The sequence below is a fragment of the Mycoplana rhizolycopersici genome, from assembly GCF_013378445.1.
GTDB lineage: Bacteria > Pseudomonadota > Alphaproteobacteria > Rhizobiales > Rhizobiaceae > Mycoplana > Mycoplana rhizolycopersici.
On sequence record NZ_JABXYK010000003.1, the window covers coordinates 189,214 to 205,916 of the forward strand.

Below are 16,703 nucleotides of genomic sequence, written 5' to 3' on the forward strand. Positions count from 1 at the left end.
AGGAACCGATAGGACCGGCTCGATCGAGTTTTCTGGCCAGGAGAGGTCCGTGGAGTGATGCCGGTGCATCGGTCAAGGACCTCGACGACGCCAGAAAGCCCGAGAAGCCATCCTATATGTTCCTATCATCGAGACTTGGTATAAGCCCGAGCGCCTCGAAGGGAAAGGCCTGGAGGATCGGCCGCGTGTCGATCTGCACCCTTGCGAGGTCTGCCGCTTCCAACGCATCCTCGATCGTCAGGTGAAAGGCGTATTGCGACCGCCCCACGCCCTCGAAATAGTCCACATATTTGAAGATCGGCTCGAAGGCGCTCAGATGCGCCCGGCAGGGAACGCCGCAGGCGTCCGCGAAGACCAGCCCGTGCAGGGAGCTTGATATCACGAGCCGCGCCTGCGCCACCATTGCCGCAACCTCGACGGGCGTTGTCGTCGGCGACACCAGCGTCACACCCTCGGGCAAAAGCGCAAAGCGCTCGGGAAGCAGACTCTCGTCGTTCAGGTTCGGAATGTAGATGACGTCCGCCTTACCGTACTTCCTGCGCACCGTTTCTCCGGCCTGCGCGATCTCGTCGCGAAAGAGTTCGGGAAAGAGGAGGCCCGGATCTCCGAAAATGGCTGGAGCCTCGAACCCGAAGCGCTGGAGCGCGCGCTGCGTCAACGGACCGCGCACGGAGGCGACGTGCAGGTTGGCGACCGTCTTCAGACGGCGCGGCCAATTCTTGCCGTTGACGCCGGCCCCCCAGACGACATCCCCTTCGCGTGCCTGCTGCAGCACCGAGCCGACCGCCAAAAGCTTCGGCCCGTCGCCGGACGGTTGGACGGCGACATCGGCAAGACCGTTGCGGTCCAGTATGCGCCGCACCAGCAGCGGCGACAGCTCGTCGCCGAAATTGGTCTGGCCCGCGTCCCGCGGCGTCCAGTGATAGAGGCTTACGGTCTTTCCATCGAATGCGCCGCGCGCCGCATGATGTGGCGTTTCCGACTTCTTGCCATCTGGGCGGGGAGTGGTCGTCTGCGGGTGGGATGGCGAGATGCTTTTGTTGCCCTTGAGGAAACGCCCGAAAATCATAGACCGAACCTCGCCTTCAGTCGCTTGTACAAAGGAAGCCCTTTCTTTTTGGCAATGTTGGCGATGTAGAGTTCGCGGTGCTTCGCTGCGATGCGAGGCCACGCCAGAATGGTGTCGCTGTAATTCAGGATGCGTTCGCGCAGCAGCTCGCGCGCATCCTGCTGCATGGACAGGGCCTTGCGGATCGCCGCGGCGGCTGTCGAACAGTCCCCCGGCGTGTAGACCATGCCGCCGAACTTTCGGCTCATCTCGCCGATCACGCCTTCGTCGGGTGCAACGACGGGAACGCCGAAGGTAAAGGCCAGCGGCACGACACCGGAGTTCAGGCGGCCGGACCGCGGAATGAAGACCGCCCGGCAGCTTTCGAGCAGGGGCGCGATCAGATTGTCCGGTATCCGCTTGTGCAGCCGCGTAACTCTTTTGTCCGGATTGGGGAAAGTTTTGCGCACTTCGGCGGGAAACGCCTGCGGGGACAGTGCGCCCGCGAAGACCAGATGCGACTTCATTACGTTAGCGCTGGTGAACGCTTCGCGTGCCAGCGCTTCCTCGTCCGCGCTACGCAGCGCACCGAACACAAGGAGACGCTTTTCCTTCGTCAGGAGCGAGGGGGGCAGGCCGGCTTCCGGCGGCTTGAACGTCTTGTAGAAGTCATAGTTGCCATGCGGGATGACGACATGTGTCGCGCGCCCGGCCCAGTCGTCGCCGGCATGCGCCTGGCGAAACGTGTCGCGTGAACGTTTGCCGAGATGGACGAAGACGTCGGTGTGGCGAAAGACGGTGGCGTAGAGTTGCGCTCCGAGTTCGCCGCTGTCCTCGTCGGGGACATGATTGTGAACGGTGTGGACGATCAGCGCACGCGGGGCGATCCGTGACAGGGCGAGGTCGATGTCCTGCACGGAAATCTCGCGTTCGTTCTTCCAGCCAATCAGCGCATCCGGCCACTGGATGTGGACGACATCCCAGTCATAGTTCCCGTGGAAGAGATGGATCGGACCGTGCGCGACCAGCTCGACCATCGGATCCCGCAGCAAAGCCTGCATGAGTTGCAGCACATAAGGATTGCGCGGGTACATCGTGGACATGTCCGCGGGCAGCAGAATTCTGAGTTTCAACCCGATCCCTCCGACACATGCCCGCAAAAAGTGACAATGAATTAAGGCGGTTGAACCGAAACGAGAAAAGTATGGTTAAGGATGGAGCAGGCTCAGCAATTGATCTGGGTGGCTCATATGATTGAACCGCCGCTTGCCCGTTCGCATGGGCGGGGCGACCGGGCTCAATCTTAGGTATGCTTCCGGCTACCTCCGAAACGGTAGCCGGCAATCATTTGCGGATGTTGGCCAGGCCACGTCACGGCACGCCATGAACTGATCATACACCGGAAGCGTCGGGCATGAAAATCACGACAAATGATTTGTTTCGGCCGCGTCGTACCGAAGGTCACTCATTCCGCCTCCGGCACGTCCTTGTCTGCGCTGGGAAACGAGGCCCGCAACGCTGTCGCGTCGAAGCGCAGCTGAAGGTCGGGGACCTCGTCGCGCATCGACGCGGAGATGTCGTGGTAGTGCGAGAGGTCCAGCGCGTGCTGTTCGGGCATCTGGACGGAGAGGAAATAGTCGCGGAACTTCGTGCCGTCGCCGCTGATTGCGGCCCCGTCGCTGAAGGTGCACCAGCGCGCGGGGATGCCGTAGGCATGCGCCACGATCAGGCCGTGCAGCGAGGTGGACAGGATCATCTCGCATTCGCAGAGTTCATCGATAAACGCTTCGATCTCGTCATATCCGCAGCGGACGATGGAGATTTCCTTGACGCCGGGGCCGAAATTGCGTTCGCCGCGATGGACCAGGTGCTGGATGACGCCAAGCCGGTACTTCTTCTCGATTTTGCGGGGCGTGTAGAGCTGCGGCAGCAGCAGTGCCGGATCGCCGAAGACCTCCGGGCATTCGCCGCCGGACTTCAGCACCAGTTCGCGCGTCAGCGGCCCGCGCACGGCGAGATAGCGCGCGTCGGGCGCCAGAACATCCGTCATGCGCGGCGTTCCGCTGCCCCAGACGATGGTATCCGTCGTTGCGAACTTGATAACGCTGCCGATGCAGAGCATGCCCTTGCCGCGCGGCGCATAGCGGGGCGGGATCCCGGTCAGCTTTTCGATCAGATAGGGGTTCAGGATGTCGCCGAAATTGCCCGGATAGGGCGTCTTCATCCACCAGATGCGCTGGCGCTGCGACGGTCTCAGCTTGCGCTCGAACGCACGCTTCTCCAGTTCGAGGTCGAATTGCAGCGACTTGCCGTGGTCGCGCCACGCCTCATTGTCGCTGCCGAGCAGTTCGTCGACGGCTTCGCGCGCCCGCTCGAATTTCCGCGCCTGCACCGCGACCGAAATCCGCTTCTGCCGCACATCCATGGAAGCCGGGTTCTGTTCGATCGCCTGATCCAGAAAGTCGAGAGCCTCCTCCTTGCGGTTCAGCGATTTCAGCGTCTCGGCATAGTTGGCCACGATACGCGTATTGGTGGGATCGAGCAGGTTTGCTTCCCGGTAGAGCCACAAGGCGCGCTTGAGGTCGCCTTCCTTGCGGATGTTCGACGCCACTTCGCTGAGGACGATCGCCTGATGGTTGGGCATGCGCCGGGGCACGTCGTGCTGGATCACCTGGCTGCGCCATTCGGTGACGTTGCCGCTGGAGCCGAAAAGGATAGCGGATTGCTCATTGACGTCGTCAGGTGTCCGCGCCACGGTTTCCGGGCGGAGCATGCCGACGCTCAATTGTTCCTCGAACTGCAGCCAGGCTTCCTGCAAGACATAGTCGTCGGTGACATTGCCGGGCGCTTCGGCCTCGATCTTGCCCATCAGTTCGACAAAGCGCACGACCTTTTCATTGTAGTTGAAGAAAAGGAGGCTGGGCGTCCAGAAGCGGGAGTTGGAAAGCGGGTCGAAGTCGCGGATGTAGCGAAACGCGCGCACATAGCCTGCCATGTCGAAGGCGCAGGCGCGCAGCTCCTCAGGCAACGAGCGGATGCGGCAATCGACGTCGACCCAGAAGATCGGCCGCTTGTGCTTCTTCAGCATCTCCTGGAAGAAGGCCACCTTGAGCTTGCAGATCTGCGCCCAGTTGAAATCCTTCGGGATGGCCAGTTCGGAGATATCGTAGTCAATGCCGGCCTGCCGGCAGTCCGCCCGCAGCAGTTCCGCGGCATCGTAGTAGTAGGTGTCGCCGCAGTAGAAGCTGACGAGTATGGGTTTGACGCCGGATGCGCGCTCTGCGGTGTCCTGGGCTGCGCCGTCCGGCGTCTGGATTGTCAAGCCTTGCATCGTTCCTCGATTATTGTTTCCGGCGTGGGAAAGGAGGCGGCCTTGTCGACGCGATCGTCGTGCGTTCGGTCTCGCGAGTGAAGATAGCAGTTTTTGCTATTTTTCTAATGTAGCTCTGTCAACTTAACGCGAATTGACGACTTTGCGAACGGCGGTACCCTTGGTTGAATGGAAACCGCAACCCGATCGGCATCAGGCCGAAAGGAGAGACGTTTACGTTCAGTCGGTGCAATATGGCTTCCATTTCGGGGGCGTTCTCGTCGCAGGCTGCCGCAATCATGCGATAGTCAAGCATGGTTGATGAGCGCTGCCTAATGGATGTGCAATGCGATATTGATGTGGCGACGTTGTGTCCGCAAATAGGATTGCGGTTTGGAGGCGCGTCTTGAGTTCCAGATCCAGAAGGCTTGCCGATCTGATCTTTTTCAATCGCTACGCGCGCCCGCTTTCGGAAAGGCTCGCCGATTACCTCGTCACGAAAGGACGTCACAGGAAAGAGCGCGATGCCGACAAACGCCGTTTGGCGGCCTTAAACAGGAAGCTGGAACAGCTACAGCGGAAAATCGGCAAACTTGCCTTGCACAACGCAACCTTGAAAGACGGACTGGCGGCGGAGCGCCAGCATGCCCAAGAGCAGTATGCCAGGCAGTCAGAAGCCATCGATAGCCTGGAGCGGCGGCACGAAGCGCTGGAGCAGCAGCGTTCGGATTTGCACCGCCGGCATGCGGATCTGGAAAAGCAACATGCCGGCTTGCAGCGCCGGTACGCCGAGCTGGAAAAGCGGCTTGCCGCCGAGCAAAAGCGCCTCGAAGCCGTGCGGCAACAGCGAGCGGCGCTGCGCACGGCGCGCGACAGCGACGCCAGAAGCTTTCAGGAAACCATCGACATCTTGCGCCGACAGCGTGGCGATCTGCAGGAGCAACGTTCGTCGCAGGCAAGTGTGAACCGAGAAATCGCCGGCCACCTGCGCGCGCTGCAAAAGGAGGCCCGGCCTCTGCAGTTGCGAGCCTCACTTGTCGACGCAATCGCCCGCGGCGCCTCGCTGCAGCAGGCGGGAATAACGTTCGTCGAAGCGAACTTCGCCGAAAACAGGCTGCTGACGCGATCTTTCTGCCAGAGCCTTTTGCAGGAGGAGGATACGCGTGCCCTCGGCCATCTGCTGTCGGGCATCTACTATCACCTCGACGGCTTCGCGGAGACCGCGCTCGATCATTTCGAGCGGTTTGGAACAGACGCAGCTCAGGCGTTGTGTCCATATGCCTTCTTTTCATCACTGATGGAGGAAGATCCGGGAGACGGTGGTCGGCGTTTGCACCGGTTTCTCGACGAGGCCGAAGGCCTGCCGGTATCGACGCGCGCCAGCCTTTTCAACCTGTTTGCGAAGCATCTGCAATTCGACGGTCTGCGGGAAAGGGTGGAGCGTGAGCTGGGCACATCTTCCTCGCCGGATGGGATCTCTGCGGATGGGCGTCGCCAGCTCGAGTGGTTGCTGGAGCGGCTCTCCACCATGGACACCGAAGGGGTGAGTCAGCAGGCGTTGAACATCGCGGTGATGGACTACAAGCTGCCGGATCGCCAGCGGACCTCCTCCAACAAGGGCGACTATGTGCAGACCCTTGCGGTGCTTGCGAACCTATGCCGGTTTGCCGACGTGGGCTTCGACGATGGCAGTGATCTTGGCCGCCTGGTCACGGAGTTGCAGCAGCAGGTCCACCCGGATCGGCGTATTCATGGCGTCACCCGGAGTGTCGGCGTCGTGGCCCTGGATCGCGATTTCGCCTCCGGTCGGACCTACGCCCGTCCGACCTGGCTGATCGCCAACGGCTGGTTCATGCACCGCAGCTTCCATGGGGATTTCGACTTTCCGTTTCCCGAGCACATTCGGCCGATCTTCCTTTCCTTCCATGTCAACAACCCCGATGTGTTGACGCCCTCAGCGGTCGACTATCTGATGAAGTACGAGCCGATAGGGTGCCGGGACTGGAACACGGTGTACCGTCTGCGCGATTTCGGCATTGCGGCCTTCTTCTCGGGGTGCCTGACGACGACCATCGGGCAGATCTTTCCGCCGCATCGCGCTGAAGCTCAAGACAGGCTGGCGGTGGTGGAGGCTGCGCTGGAACCGGAGGATTATCCCGGCTGGAGCAGGACGTCCTTCGTTCAATACGGCGACGAGGTGCGCGAGGGGACGCTCGTCCAGAATCTCGAGGCGGCGCGGGCAATGCTGACGGGCTATCTTGGCTTCTCGCGCGTCGTCACGTCGCGGCTGCACTGCTATCTTCCCTGTCGTTCCCTCGGTCTCCCGGTCGATTTTCGCCCCAGGAACCGTGCCGACGTCCGCTTCGAGGGCCTTCTCGACCTAGGCGAAGAGGATTTCGCGCGCATGCGCGCGCGCCTTGAGGAAAAGCTCGAGGCCATTCTGACGCTGATCTTGTCAGGCGCGGACGAAGCGAGCGTCCGTGCCCGTTGGGCCGAGCTCTGCGCGCCGGACGTGGCCGAGGCCGAGCGGTACGTAGCCGACGTCGCCCCGTTGCCCGCGCCCTCCTTCGACGTCGAGGCGATATGCCGGGAGGTTTGGGGGAACCTTTATCATGTGGGGGCGGCTGAAGAGCGCGGGAACGAGGTACATGTCGCGTTCGCGCTCGATCGGAACATGGCCTCCATCCTGCCGCTGGCGATGGCTTCGATGTGCGAACACAGCGACGCGAATATCACCGCCCACATCCTGAGCCGGGATCTTCCGACGGGATATGTCGACGAGCTTCACCACTTCTTCCCGCAACTGCGCATACGCCGATACGATTTCAGCGGCATCGACTACGGCGATACGCTGCATCTGCTGCCTCATACCACCATCTCGACGATTGACCGGCTGCTGCTGCCGGAGCTTCTGGGCGGCCTCGACAGGGTGCTCTACCTCGACATCGACGTGCTCGTTCAGGCGGATGTGGCAGAGCTCTTCCGCACCGAGCTCGGTGATGCGCCGCTTGCCGCCAAGCTCACCCGCTTCGAATACTGGAAGTCCGGAGCGCGGCTTGTCGGCAAGGCGTCGCTGGCTCTCGATCCCGAACGGGCCTGGGATCTGCGACGCAGGCTGCACAAGCAGGGTTCCCTGGCGTTCCCGACCTTCAATGCGGGCGTCATCGTGATGAATCTCGCACGGATGCGCCGGGACGACTTCTCGCGCTGCCATATCCCGCTGGTCGAGCGATATGCCATGAACGACCAGGACGCGTTGAACGTCTACGCCCGCTCCGAGATCGTCGTCCTGGGCGAGGAATGGAACTACGTGCCCGCCCAGGACTACTGCGACAGACCGAAGATCATCCATTGGGCGGGGCAGGTGAAACCCTGGGGGGATCTGTACGTGCTCGACCAGGAGAAATTCCGGGCCTACGCCGACCGTTACAGGCTGCGGGAAGACTATGCCGGTCCTTGGAAGGAAGACGCTGCGCAGCTGGAAGACGGCCTTTTCGAACAAGAGACTGTCAGCCGGCAGTGACGACGGCCGGCCAGGCCGCAGTGGTCGGCAGAGTGCCATCGGACTGGCATGCGGAGAGAGTTGCATTGAATGTCCGTCGCCGACGTTGCACAGTTCGTTTGCCGGACGCGCCGACACGGCCCTCAGCGCTTCGGATGATGACACGAAAAGCTGGCGGGAGCGGCATCCGCCGCCCCAACTGCAAGGGAACGGCGCTGCCGGCATCGGCGGCGAGCAGGGCCTTGGCGTTAAGGAGGGTTGGATGAACACGGTAGCCTGTCTCACGCGACGTGCATTTCTGGTCTTCGTTGCAGTTCTTGGCATTGTCGCAACAGCGGCAGCACAGACAGATCCCCTGCCTTCCTGGAGTGACTCCGCTCCGAAGAAGGCCATCGTCACCTTCGTCGAGCTTGTCACCAGGGAAAATACGCCCGACTTCGTTCCCGAGCCGGACCGAATTGCCGTCTTCGACAATGACGGCACCTTGTGGGTCGAGCATCCGATGTACACGCAGCTTGCCTTCATACTCGACCGCGTGAAGGTCATGGCCAAGGAGCATCCGGAGTGGAAGGAGCAGCAACCGTTCAAGGCGGTGCTGGAGGGCGACCTTTCGGCCCTTGCAGCTTCAGGCGAGAAAGGCCTCGTCGAGCTCGCGATGACGACGCACGCCGGAATGACCGTCGACGAGTTCCAGCAGATCGTCACGGACTGGATCGAGACCGCCCGCGACCCGCGCTTCAAGCGTCCCTACACCGACCTTGTCTACCAGCCGATGCTCGAATTGCTTGCCTATCTGCGGGCGAACGGCTTCAAGACCTTCATCGTGTCGGGCGGGGGCGTCGAGTTCATGCGGCCATGGACGGAGAAGATTTATGGTATTCCGCCCGAGCAGGTGATCGGCTCGTCCGTCAAGACCGAGTTCAAGGAGCGCGAAGGCGTGCCGATCCTGTTCCGGCTGCCGGACGTGAACTTCATCGACGACAAGGCCGGCAAGCCGGTCGGCATCAACCAGTTCATCGGCCGCCGTCCCATCGCGGCCTTCGGCAATTCGGATGGCGACCTGCAAATGCTGGAGTGGACCACGTCCGGTGGGTCCACGCCGCGTCTGGGGATGATCATTCACCACACCGACGCCGATCGCGAATATGCCTATGATCGCAAGACCGATTTCGGCCGCCTGGACGCGGCGCTCGATGTCGCACCGGATAATGGATGGATCGTCGTCGACATGAAGAACGACTGGAAGGAAATCTTTCCGAAGCGGTGAGGAGAGCGCTCCGGATCGGCAAAATAGACGAAACGCTCGCCACCCCGTTGGCACGGCAGTGCGTGTTGGTCCCTCCGGCCCGCCGGTTCGGGCGGAGCGTTTCCAGGTGATGCTATTCTCCAGCCTCTTCGAGCGGGCGCTTCGCTTTAGATCAGGTGAACGTTGAATGCCGAAAGCTTGACGGTGCTGCTTTCCCGGCCGACCTCGAACGAGATTTTTTGGCCGACGGAGAGGCCGTTTATACCCGCCCGATGCAGCGCCGAAATGTGAATGAATACATCCGATGACCCGTCGTCGGGCTGAATGAAACCAAAGCCTCTGTAGGCGTTGAACCATTTGACAATGCCTGTAATCATCGCACACCTCTCGCGGAGTTCGTTGCGGACAATTGCGGTGGATGGTTTGCGCCGAGCGCGGATCACCATTTGTCCGGGGGACCCTGCATCGCAGAGTGGCGGGGCCGTGCCGGCGTACCCACGGTGTTGCGATTAAAAAGAGCGGCCAATTCTCTGGCGTCCAGTTCAGTCAACCGGGTCGCGCGATAGAATCCTAACTCTGCAACCTTCCCGGACATGGTAATGAATACCGTCCAGGTGCGGTTTTGCTCTAGGCGACATCCGTAGGGGAGCAGCGATTGGCCCGTGCCAGTCATTGTACGGGCACCCGCAAGATCGTTGTGAGAAAGCGGCCAAGGATCATTTGCGAGCGAAGGAAATGGGGGCCTTCCAGCGGGCGGAGGTTCTGCGTCAGGTAGTGTGCCTGCTTAAGCATTATCTGAAGAATTCGGATGTCACTCATCCGGAAATCGACATGCTGCACGTTGGAAGACATTGAGTCCTCCTTTCGCGTCGGGGCAAGGGTATGAGGACCCTTAAGCAGCAGCGCCCTGAAAATCGACTGCTGAAGGCCCGACAGTGCGCGCAACCGGATCGATTGGCAAGGAAACGATCGAGATTAATTGAAGTGGTTTCGATATCTCAGCCGGGACTTGTTTCCAACACAATGCCCTTCTATAAGCTCCTCATCGGCATCGCTGATGAGCGCTGGAATGCATCTGCCGCTCGCGAAGCCGCAATCACCGTCTGACTTTGACCACGGATGTACTGGCACTGGACGAGAGGTGATTGGTGAGGAAGGTCGGTGCGTTTACGCCCCGGCCTTTTTTGTTGAGAACACGGCATTCCCAAGGGCAACGGACCGGGTCTGGAGCTGCTGTGGACACGTTGGCGCAATCCGAACGGCAGGAACACAAATGAAACCCTGGGGCACTTGCGTTCGGCCCGTTCGGGGAGCATCCTGTGCGTGTCGGTAGCCATGTTACGGGCGCTGCTGGTTGAGGGGTAGTTACCCTGGCCCCAATATAAGGAGGACGACATGTCTTCCGCCCCCAAATACCATTCCATTTCACCTTCCGACATGAAAATGCTCCAGAACGTATTGAACGATGCGGGCTATGACGCCAACGTTCTCAGCGTCGATCAATCGTTCTTCAATGCGGCCGCGTCGCTGGTCATGAAGCTATTCCTTGCGGGAGAAACATCTCCGTACGCTCTGACGGCGCAGTTGGAGCGTAATTTCGGCAGATCGGATGGTGCACGTCTCCCTTACAAATCCCTCCTGCCGCGCCATGCCATTCAAGGTTTGCCCGGCGTCAAGGCTGTAAAAAGGCCGAGGCAGTCTGACGAGACGGACCTGCAAATATGGGAGAACGAAGGCGGCGTGACCAGCAGTCGGTACGTCAGGCCGGGCTTTCCGGCAAAACGGCTGAGGTCTCTGAGTTGAACTATCTTCGATGGTCTTGATACCGCTCGTCGTGCTGCAGAGCTGGCAAACTCGATCACAATGGGGATAATCGACATGGTCGACCGAACGACGGAATCCGAAGTAACCTTCAAGAACTCGTGTTTGTTGAGCTGCCTTGTGACGCCCCTACAGGCAGGGACTTATCGTCTCGTCGTTGACGAGGAGCTGATTCAGGGCCTCAGCTTTCCCGCCTATAAGCGGGTTGGCGTACACCTTGAGATTCCTGCAATTTCCATCGCGACCGGCAAGCGACAGCTTCTGCAAGTCTCCCTGTCCGAGATCGCCCATGCGCTGCTGAGAGACGCTGACACGTCTGCGGGCTATTCGCATTGATCTGAAAACGGGACGGCCGGGTATCTCAGGAGCCATGCAGATGCAAACGATACGCGCGTGATCGAGCGTTTGTTCGATGCTTTCTCTCAGCGGTATGCGGAAAATTCTCGAGCTTCATTGCCGGAAAAGCCATGAATGTCGAACGTGGCGGCGACCCGTGGCGCCGCAGGGCGCATCAAAGATGCCGTTGCCAACTATCAACTACTTCAGATTCCCAGAGAAAAGTGGTGCCGCTTACGTGACTCGAACACGTGACCCCATCATTACGAATGATGTGCTCTACCGACTGAGCTAAAGCGGCCCGCATCGGCCCGCGAAGCGTCGTGGGCCGGAATGTGAGGGGCTGATAGCCGCATTGCGCGGAGATTTCAAGTGATCTGTTGGCACTTGGTCATTTTTCTCAAGGCTCCTGTGGAGCGGGCGGTGCTTATGGTGCGCAAAGGCGTTCGCGGGCCGCGCGATATTCGGCCTCCAGGCGCGCCACCAGTGTTTCCGTCGCGACGATATCCTTGACCGCACCGATCCCCTGGCCGCAGCCCCAGATGTCCTTCCACGCCTTCGGTCCGCTTTCGGCCCTGTCGAAGTCCATCATGCTCACGTCGGCTTCCGGCAGGTTGTCGGGGTCGAGGCCGGCGGCGCGGATCGACGAGCGCAGATAGTTGCCGTGCACCCCGGTAAAATGGTTGGAATAGACGATGTCGGCCGCACTGCCCTCGACGATAGCCTGCTTGTAGGCGTCGGCGGCGCGCGCCTCGGTGGTGGCGATGAAGGGCGAGCCGATGTAGGCCATGTCCGCGCCCATGGCCTGCGCGGCAAGGATTGCGCCGCCGGCCGCGATCGCGCCGGAGAGAAGCAGCGGGCCGTCGAACCATTCACGGATTTCCTGCACGAGGGCAAACGGCGAAAGCGTGCCTGCATGCCCGCCGGCGCCCGCTGCCACCGCGATCAGCCCGTCGGCCCCCTTGCGGATTGCCGAGTTGGCGTGGCGGTTGTTGATGACGTCGTGCAGCACGATGCCGCCGTAGGAATGGATCGCCTCATTGACCTCGGGCACGGCACCAAGCGAGGAGATCACGATCGGTACCTTGTATTTCACGCACAGCATCAGGTCCAGTTCGAGCCTGCGGTTCGACTTGTGGACGATCTGGTTGACCGCGAACGGTGCGGCCGGGCGGTCGGGATGGCTGGCGTCATGGTCGCGCAGCGTCTCGCTGATCTCGGCCAGCCATTCGTCCAACTGTGACTGCGGCCGCGCGTTCAGCGCCGGAAAAGCCCCGACCACGCCCGCCTTGCACTGCGCGATCGTCAAGGTGGGGTGCGAGATGATGAAGAGCGGTGCTGCGACCACGGGCAGGCGCAGATTGTCTCGTAGGATGGCGGGCAGGGTCATGTCTCGGTCCGGCTGATATGACGTTTACGGAAACGTAAGCTAGCAATAATCGCCTTGGATGGAAAGCCGCCCGGTTGTCGCTGCCCGTCTCTGGTCCACCGCCTGTTCACCCCGCCTCGGTCGCCCGTCATTTCGTGGACGCGGTGGTCATGTCATGTCGGCCTATGCGGCGTTATCCCCGGCAGCGCTGGCAGCGCATGGCCGCAACACTTGCGGAACGCGGCGTCAACGTTTACCGAATTCTTAACAGACAAGGACATGGACGCCGTGGCTTCGTTTGCCCGCGCCGCACGCAGGCGTGCGCGGAGCCCAAGGAGGCAAAGTGAGCGGACTGGAACAAGCGATCAGAAATGCTTTGGCGCGCGCCGAAAGCAACAATCCGGAAACGCGCGCCCGGATCTATCAGTCGGCGCGCAATGCGCTCGAGACCGGGCTGCGCAAGCAGGAGGTCAACGATCCCGAGACGATCGCAGCCCAGCGTCACCGCCTGGAAATGACGATCCGCCAGATCGAGACCGAGCAGCGTGCGGCGGCAAAGCCCCGGCCGGCTGAGCAGGTCCCTGTTGCCACAAAGGACCGCTCGGCGTCCCCCGAAAATCCGGCCAACGGATCGCACGCCGAACGGCTCGAGCCGGAGGTGCGGCCTGAAAGCCGGGCGTCCGACGCTCCCCGCCAGTCCGGTGCAGATGCCGGGCCGCAATTGGGCGATATCCGTCCCGACCGCGGCGAAGGTTTCGGTCCGACCTCCGGGGCGGCGGCGAAGGCAGATCCGCATTCGCGAGGGGCGTCGCTGGAGGGCGAGGAGGGCATGGTTGCCGCATCGCCGCGCATGGCCAAGGCGCCGAAGCGCCGCGGGCGGCTGTTTTCCTTGCTGCTGGTGGTCGCCACGCTCATCGCCGCCGTGGGCACGGCCGCCTGGTGGGTGCAGACGAGCGGGCTGCTCTTGCCGCAATCGGCCCGCGACGGCAGCGTCGCCAATCCAAAGCAGACCGTGACCGGCGACGACTTCTCCTCAGGAGATCCCCTCAAGGAGGCGCTCGACACCCACAACAGCTTTTCCGCCGACTGGCGTGAGGTTCTGAGCCCCTCGGATGCAAGTGTCGTTTCTGCCGGGGCGAAGGGCCGCTTCGAATCCGTCAGCACGGACGAGGGGCCGGCGATCCGTGTTGTCTCCGCCGCACCCGATCGCGAAGGATCTGTCGCGATCTCCGTGGCGCCGGCCGTGCTGCAGGCGATGGCCGGCAAGACCTCTACGGTCGCGCTGACGGTGGAATCGGAGAACGGCAAGCCCGCCCAGCTCTCCGTGGAGTGCGATTTCGGCTCGATGGGCGACTGCGAGCGCCATCGCTTCACCGTCTCCGAACGCACCGACCTGCTGTTCCAGGTCAAGTTCGAGGGATCGCTTTCGCCAAGCGAGGCGGGCCGCCTCTTCGTCAACAGCGATGTCACCGGCGGCGGTGCCGCGATCAACCTCTACGCCGTCCGCATCCTGCCTGGCGAATGAAGGTCGCTGCGCCGCCATGGGCGTCGCTACGTCTTTATGACGGTCACTTGAGGAATTTCGGCCCGGCACCGATGATCCGTTCGTCGATCTCGCCGATCGCTTTTTTGTCCTTGCCCTCGTAGTCGAGCCGCTGGAGGATGTAGCGGATGGCATTGATCCGCGCGTTGCGTTTGTCGTTTGCACGAACGATGGTCCAAGGTGCCCAGGATCTGTGTGTCTCCTCCAGCATCCGGTCGCGCTTTTCAGTATAGTCGTCCCACTTGTTGAGTGCTGCGATGTCCATCGGAGAGAGCTTCCACGTCTTCAGCGGATCGTGGCGTCGGTCGTGGAAGCGTTTGATCTGCATCTCCCGGCCGATATCGAGCCAGAATTTGAAGAAGATGATCCGGTCGGTGATGACCATCCGTTCGAAGTCCGGCGTCTCGATGAGAAACTTTTCATACTGCTCCGGTGTACAGAAGCCCATCACCGGTTCCACGCCGGCGCGGTTGTACCAGGAGCGGTCGAACAGGACGAATTCGCCGGCCGTCGGAAACTGCGAGACGTAGCGCTGGTAATACCACTGCCCTTGCTCGGCTTCCGTCGGCTTCGTGAGCGCCACGACACGCGCCGAGCGCGGGTTGAGAAAGGCGCGGGTTACGAAGATGAGGCCTCCCTTGCCGGCCGCATCGCGCCCCTCGTAGACGGAGATGATTCGCTTTCCCGTCGCCTGCAGCCAGTACTGCACCTTGACCAGTTCGATCTGCAGCTTCTCCAGTTCCGCCGCGTACTCGTCCTTGTTCATCTTCTTTTCATACGGGAAGCCGCCGGACGACAGGCTTTTATCGTCGATCCAGTTTGGCAGCTTGGGGTCGTCTATGTCGAATGAACGCTTCTTGCCGCCGATCTCGATTTCCACTGGTTTGATGTCGGGAAACGTCACCATGTTTCGACTCCTGCGGGCAGAGGTGAGGGGAGGAGGCCATAACCGCGTTGCGATTTCAAGCGCACCGTGAAAAACATGTCATGAAATCGCGTTATCACTTCGTGTTGCATTGGCAATCGCGGAGCAGAGCGATGAAGGCGAGAAAGGGAATTGTGGTGGAAGAGCGCGGATCGACAATCCGGTGGCTCCTGACGCAGCTGTGGGACGAGCGCGTGCTGCTCGCGGCCGTCGTCTTCACCGCCTTCCTGATGTGGCTTGGCGGCATTCCGGCCGGCTGGATCGCTTTTGCCGCCACGCTTCTGGTCCTTGCCGGCTTCGCTCGCACGGAAAGGCTGGAAGGTCCGCCGGCGGCTTCCGTAACGGCGGCAATCCGGCCGGAAGCGGATGCCTCCGAAGCCCTGGGTTCCATTGCCGCGCTCATCGATGCGCTCGACATGCCGGTGCTGATCGTCACGGCTGACGAAACCGTCAGGCTGCAGAACCGGGCCGCCACTGTGCTTTTTGGGCCTATTCCGCGCAATGCCGATCTCGCCGGGCGGATTCGTGCCCCGGGCATCCTCGACATGGCGCGCGACGTGATCGCGAGCGGCCAGGCAAAGGAGATCGAGCATTCCGACCGCCTGCCGTCGGAGACGGTCTATATCGTCCGTGTCGCGCCCATGCAGGCGCTCGGCCAGCGCCTCGGCGGCACACGTTACTTCCTCATTACCTTTCGCGACGTCTCGCAGGCGCGCCGGATCGACCGGATGCGTTCCGATTTCGTCGCCAATGCCAGCCATGAATTGCGCACGCCGCTCGCCTCGCTGAAAGGGTTCATCGAGACCATCCAGGGGCCGGCGCGAAACGATCATGCCGCGCAGCAACGTTTTCTCGGCATCATGCACGAACAGGCGACGCGGATGAGCCGCCTCGTCGACGATCTGTTGTCGCTGTCGCGCCTCGAGATCAAATCGCACGTCCCCCCGGACCAGACGGTGGAACTGGCCCCGCTCCTGGGCCATGTTCGCGACAGCCTGCAACCCTTTGCCGCCGAACTCGGCGTCGAGATCATGCTCGATCTGCCGGACGGCAAGGTCGAGGTTGCCGGTGACCGGGACGAACTGATCGAGGTGTTCGAGAACCTGATGGAGAACGCCTGCAAGTACGGCCAGGAGGGTGGGCGCGTGGAAGTCCGGCTCGCGCCGGACGAGGGCGGCCATCCCGAAGTCTCGGTCACCGATTTCGGCTCCGGCATTCCGCCCGAGCATGTGCCCCGCCTGACCGAGCGCTTCTACCGCGTCAATGTCGAGGCCAGCCGCTCCAAGAAGGGCACCGGCCTGGGCCTTGCCATCGTCAAGCACATCCTCACGCGCCACCGTGCGCGCCTGAACGTGAAATCCGAGCTAGGCAAAGGGACCGTCTTTACCGTGAAATTCTGAGACATAAGGCGGTCGAAAAGTCGTATCAAAAATATGTATCAATGATTTCATCGCGTTCATCTGTCGCGACTACCTCGTCAAAGTGACGTAAAGGCTATGACATCGGGCGCATGGCGGCGTGAAAAGCGCTGAAACGAAAAACGGGCCTTGAAGGGGCCCGTTTTTCGTTGTCGGCAATTGCCTGCATTTGAACGGGGGAACCG

The 16,703-nt window shown here is 61.4% G+C and carries 13 protein-coding genes and 1 tRNA gene; 6 read left to right on the top strand and 8 right to left on the bottom strand.

Annotated elements, in window-relative coordinates; all coding sequences use genetic code 11:
- Positions 1–112: 112 nt before the first annotated feature.
- The 3 genes from HV823_RS06155 to HV823_RS06165 form a co-directional block, all read right to left on the bottom strand.
- The gene (locus tag HV823_RS06155; RefSeq protein ID WP_176948856.1) at positions 113–1,069 is read right to left on the bottom strand and encodes a polysaccharide pyruvyl transferase family protein; all 957 of its coding nucleotides are present in this window, start codon (positions 1,067–1,069) and stop codon (positions 113–115) included.
- A complete protein-coding gene (locus HV823_RS06160) occupies positions 1,066–2,181 on the bottom strand; it encodes a glycosyltransferase family protein (RefSeq protein WP_176948857.1) in 1,116 nt (371 codons plus the stop codon). Before HV823_RS06160 ends, HV823_RS06155 begins: the two co-directional genes overlap by 4 nt.
- 332 nt (positions 2,182–2,513) lie before the next feature.
- Positions 2,514–4,379, bottom strand: a complete 1,866-nt coding sequence (locus tag HV823_RS06165) for a polysaccharide pyruvyl transferase family protein (RefSeq protein ID WP_176948858.1) — start codon at positions 4,377–4,379, stop codon at positions 2,514–2,516.
- Between the two features lie 385 nt (positions 4,380–4,764).
- On the opposite strand from HV823_RS06165, the gene HV823_RS06170 reads away from it, so the two are divergent.
- Both HV823_RS06170 and HV823_RS06175 read left to right on the top strand, forming a co-directional pair.
- Positions 4,765–7,881, top strand: a complete 3,117-nt coding sequence (locus HV823_RS06170) for a glycosyltransferase (RefSeq protein WP_176948859.1) — start codon at positions 4,765–4,767, stop codon at positions 7,879–7,881.
- 241 nt (positions 7,882–8,122) lie between these two features.
- Positions 8,123–9,127, top strand: coding sequence for an HAD family hydrolase (locus HV823_RS06175; protein ID WP_176948860.1), 1,005 nt, complete (start codon positions 8,123–8,125; stop codon positions 9,125–9,127).
- 146 nt (positions 9,128–9,273) lie between these two features.
- On the opposite strand, the gene HV823_RS06180 is transcribed toward HV823_RS06175, so the two are convergent.
- Complete coding sequence (locus HV823_RS06180; protein WP_176949074.1) at positions 9,274–9,483, bottom strand: cold-shock protein; 210 nt, start codon at positions 9,481–9,483, stop codon at positions 9,274–9,276.
- 292 nt (positions 9,484–9,775) lie between these two features.
- On the bottom strand, positions 9,776–9,958 hold the full coding sequence (locus tag HV823_RS06185) for a hypothetical protein (protein ID WP_176948861.1): 183 nt from the start codon (positions 9,956–9,958) through the stop codon (positions 9,776–9,778).
- A gap of 543 nt (positions 9,959–10,501) precedes the next feature.
- Here HV823_RS06185 and HV823_RS06190 point away from each other — a divergent pair.
- Positions 10,502–10,909, top strand: coding sequence for a hypothetical protein (locus HV823_RS06190; protein WP_246300947.1), 408 nt, complete (start codon positions 10,502–10,504; stop codon positions 10,907–10,909).
- Positions 10,910–10,984: 75 nt separating this feature from the next.
- A complete protein-coding gene (locus HV823_RS06195) occupies positions 10,985–11,263 on the top strand; it encodes a hypothetical protein (RefSeq protein ID WP_176948862.1) in 279 nt (92 codons plus the stop codon).
- 225 nt (positions 11,264–11,488) lie between these two features.
- On the opposite strand, the gene HV823_RS06200 is transcribed toward HV823_RS06195, so the two are convergent.
- Together HV823_RS06200 and HV823_RS06205 are read right to left on the bottom strand one after the other, a co-directional pair.
- Positions 11,489–11,564: transfer RNA gene (locus HV823_RS06200), tRNA-Thr, on the bottom strand.
- A gap of 126 nt (positions 11,565–11,690) precedes the next feature.
- A complete protein-coding gene (locus HV823_RS06205; protein ID WP_176948863.1) occupies positions 11,691–12,653 on the bottom strand; it encodes an NAD(P)H-dependent flavin oxidoreductase in 963 nt (320 codons plus the stop codon).
- 322 nt (positions 12,654–12,975) lie between these two features.
- On the opposite strand from HV823_RS06205, the gene HV823_RS06210 reads away from it, so the two are divergent.
- Positions 12,976–14,157, top strand: coding sequence for a biotin transporter BioY (locus tag HV823_RS06210; RefSeq protein ID WP_176948864.1), 1,182 nt, complete (start codon positions 12,976–12,978; stop codon positions 14,155–14,157).
- A gap of 43 nt (positions 14,158–14,200) precedes the next feature.
- Here HV823_RS06210 and ppk2 read toward each other — a convergent pair whose 3' ends face one another.
- Complete coding sequence (gene ppk2 / locus HV823_RS06215) at positions 14,201–15,082, bottom strand: polyphosphate kinase 2 (protein WP_176948865.1); 882 nt, start codon at positions 15,080–15,082, stop codon at positions 14,201–14,203.
- A 131-nt stretch (positions 15,083–15,213) separates the two neighbouring features.
- Here ppk2 and phoR point away from each other — a divergent pair, with 131 nt between their 5' ends.
- On the top strand, positions 15,214–16,500 hold the full coding sequence (gene phoR / locus HV823_RS06220) for a phosphate regulon sensor histidine kinase PhoR (protein ID WP_176948866.1): 1,287 nt from the start codon (positions 15,214–15,216) through the stop codon (positions 16,498–16,500).
- Positions 16,501–16,703 lie beyond the last annotated feature (203 nt).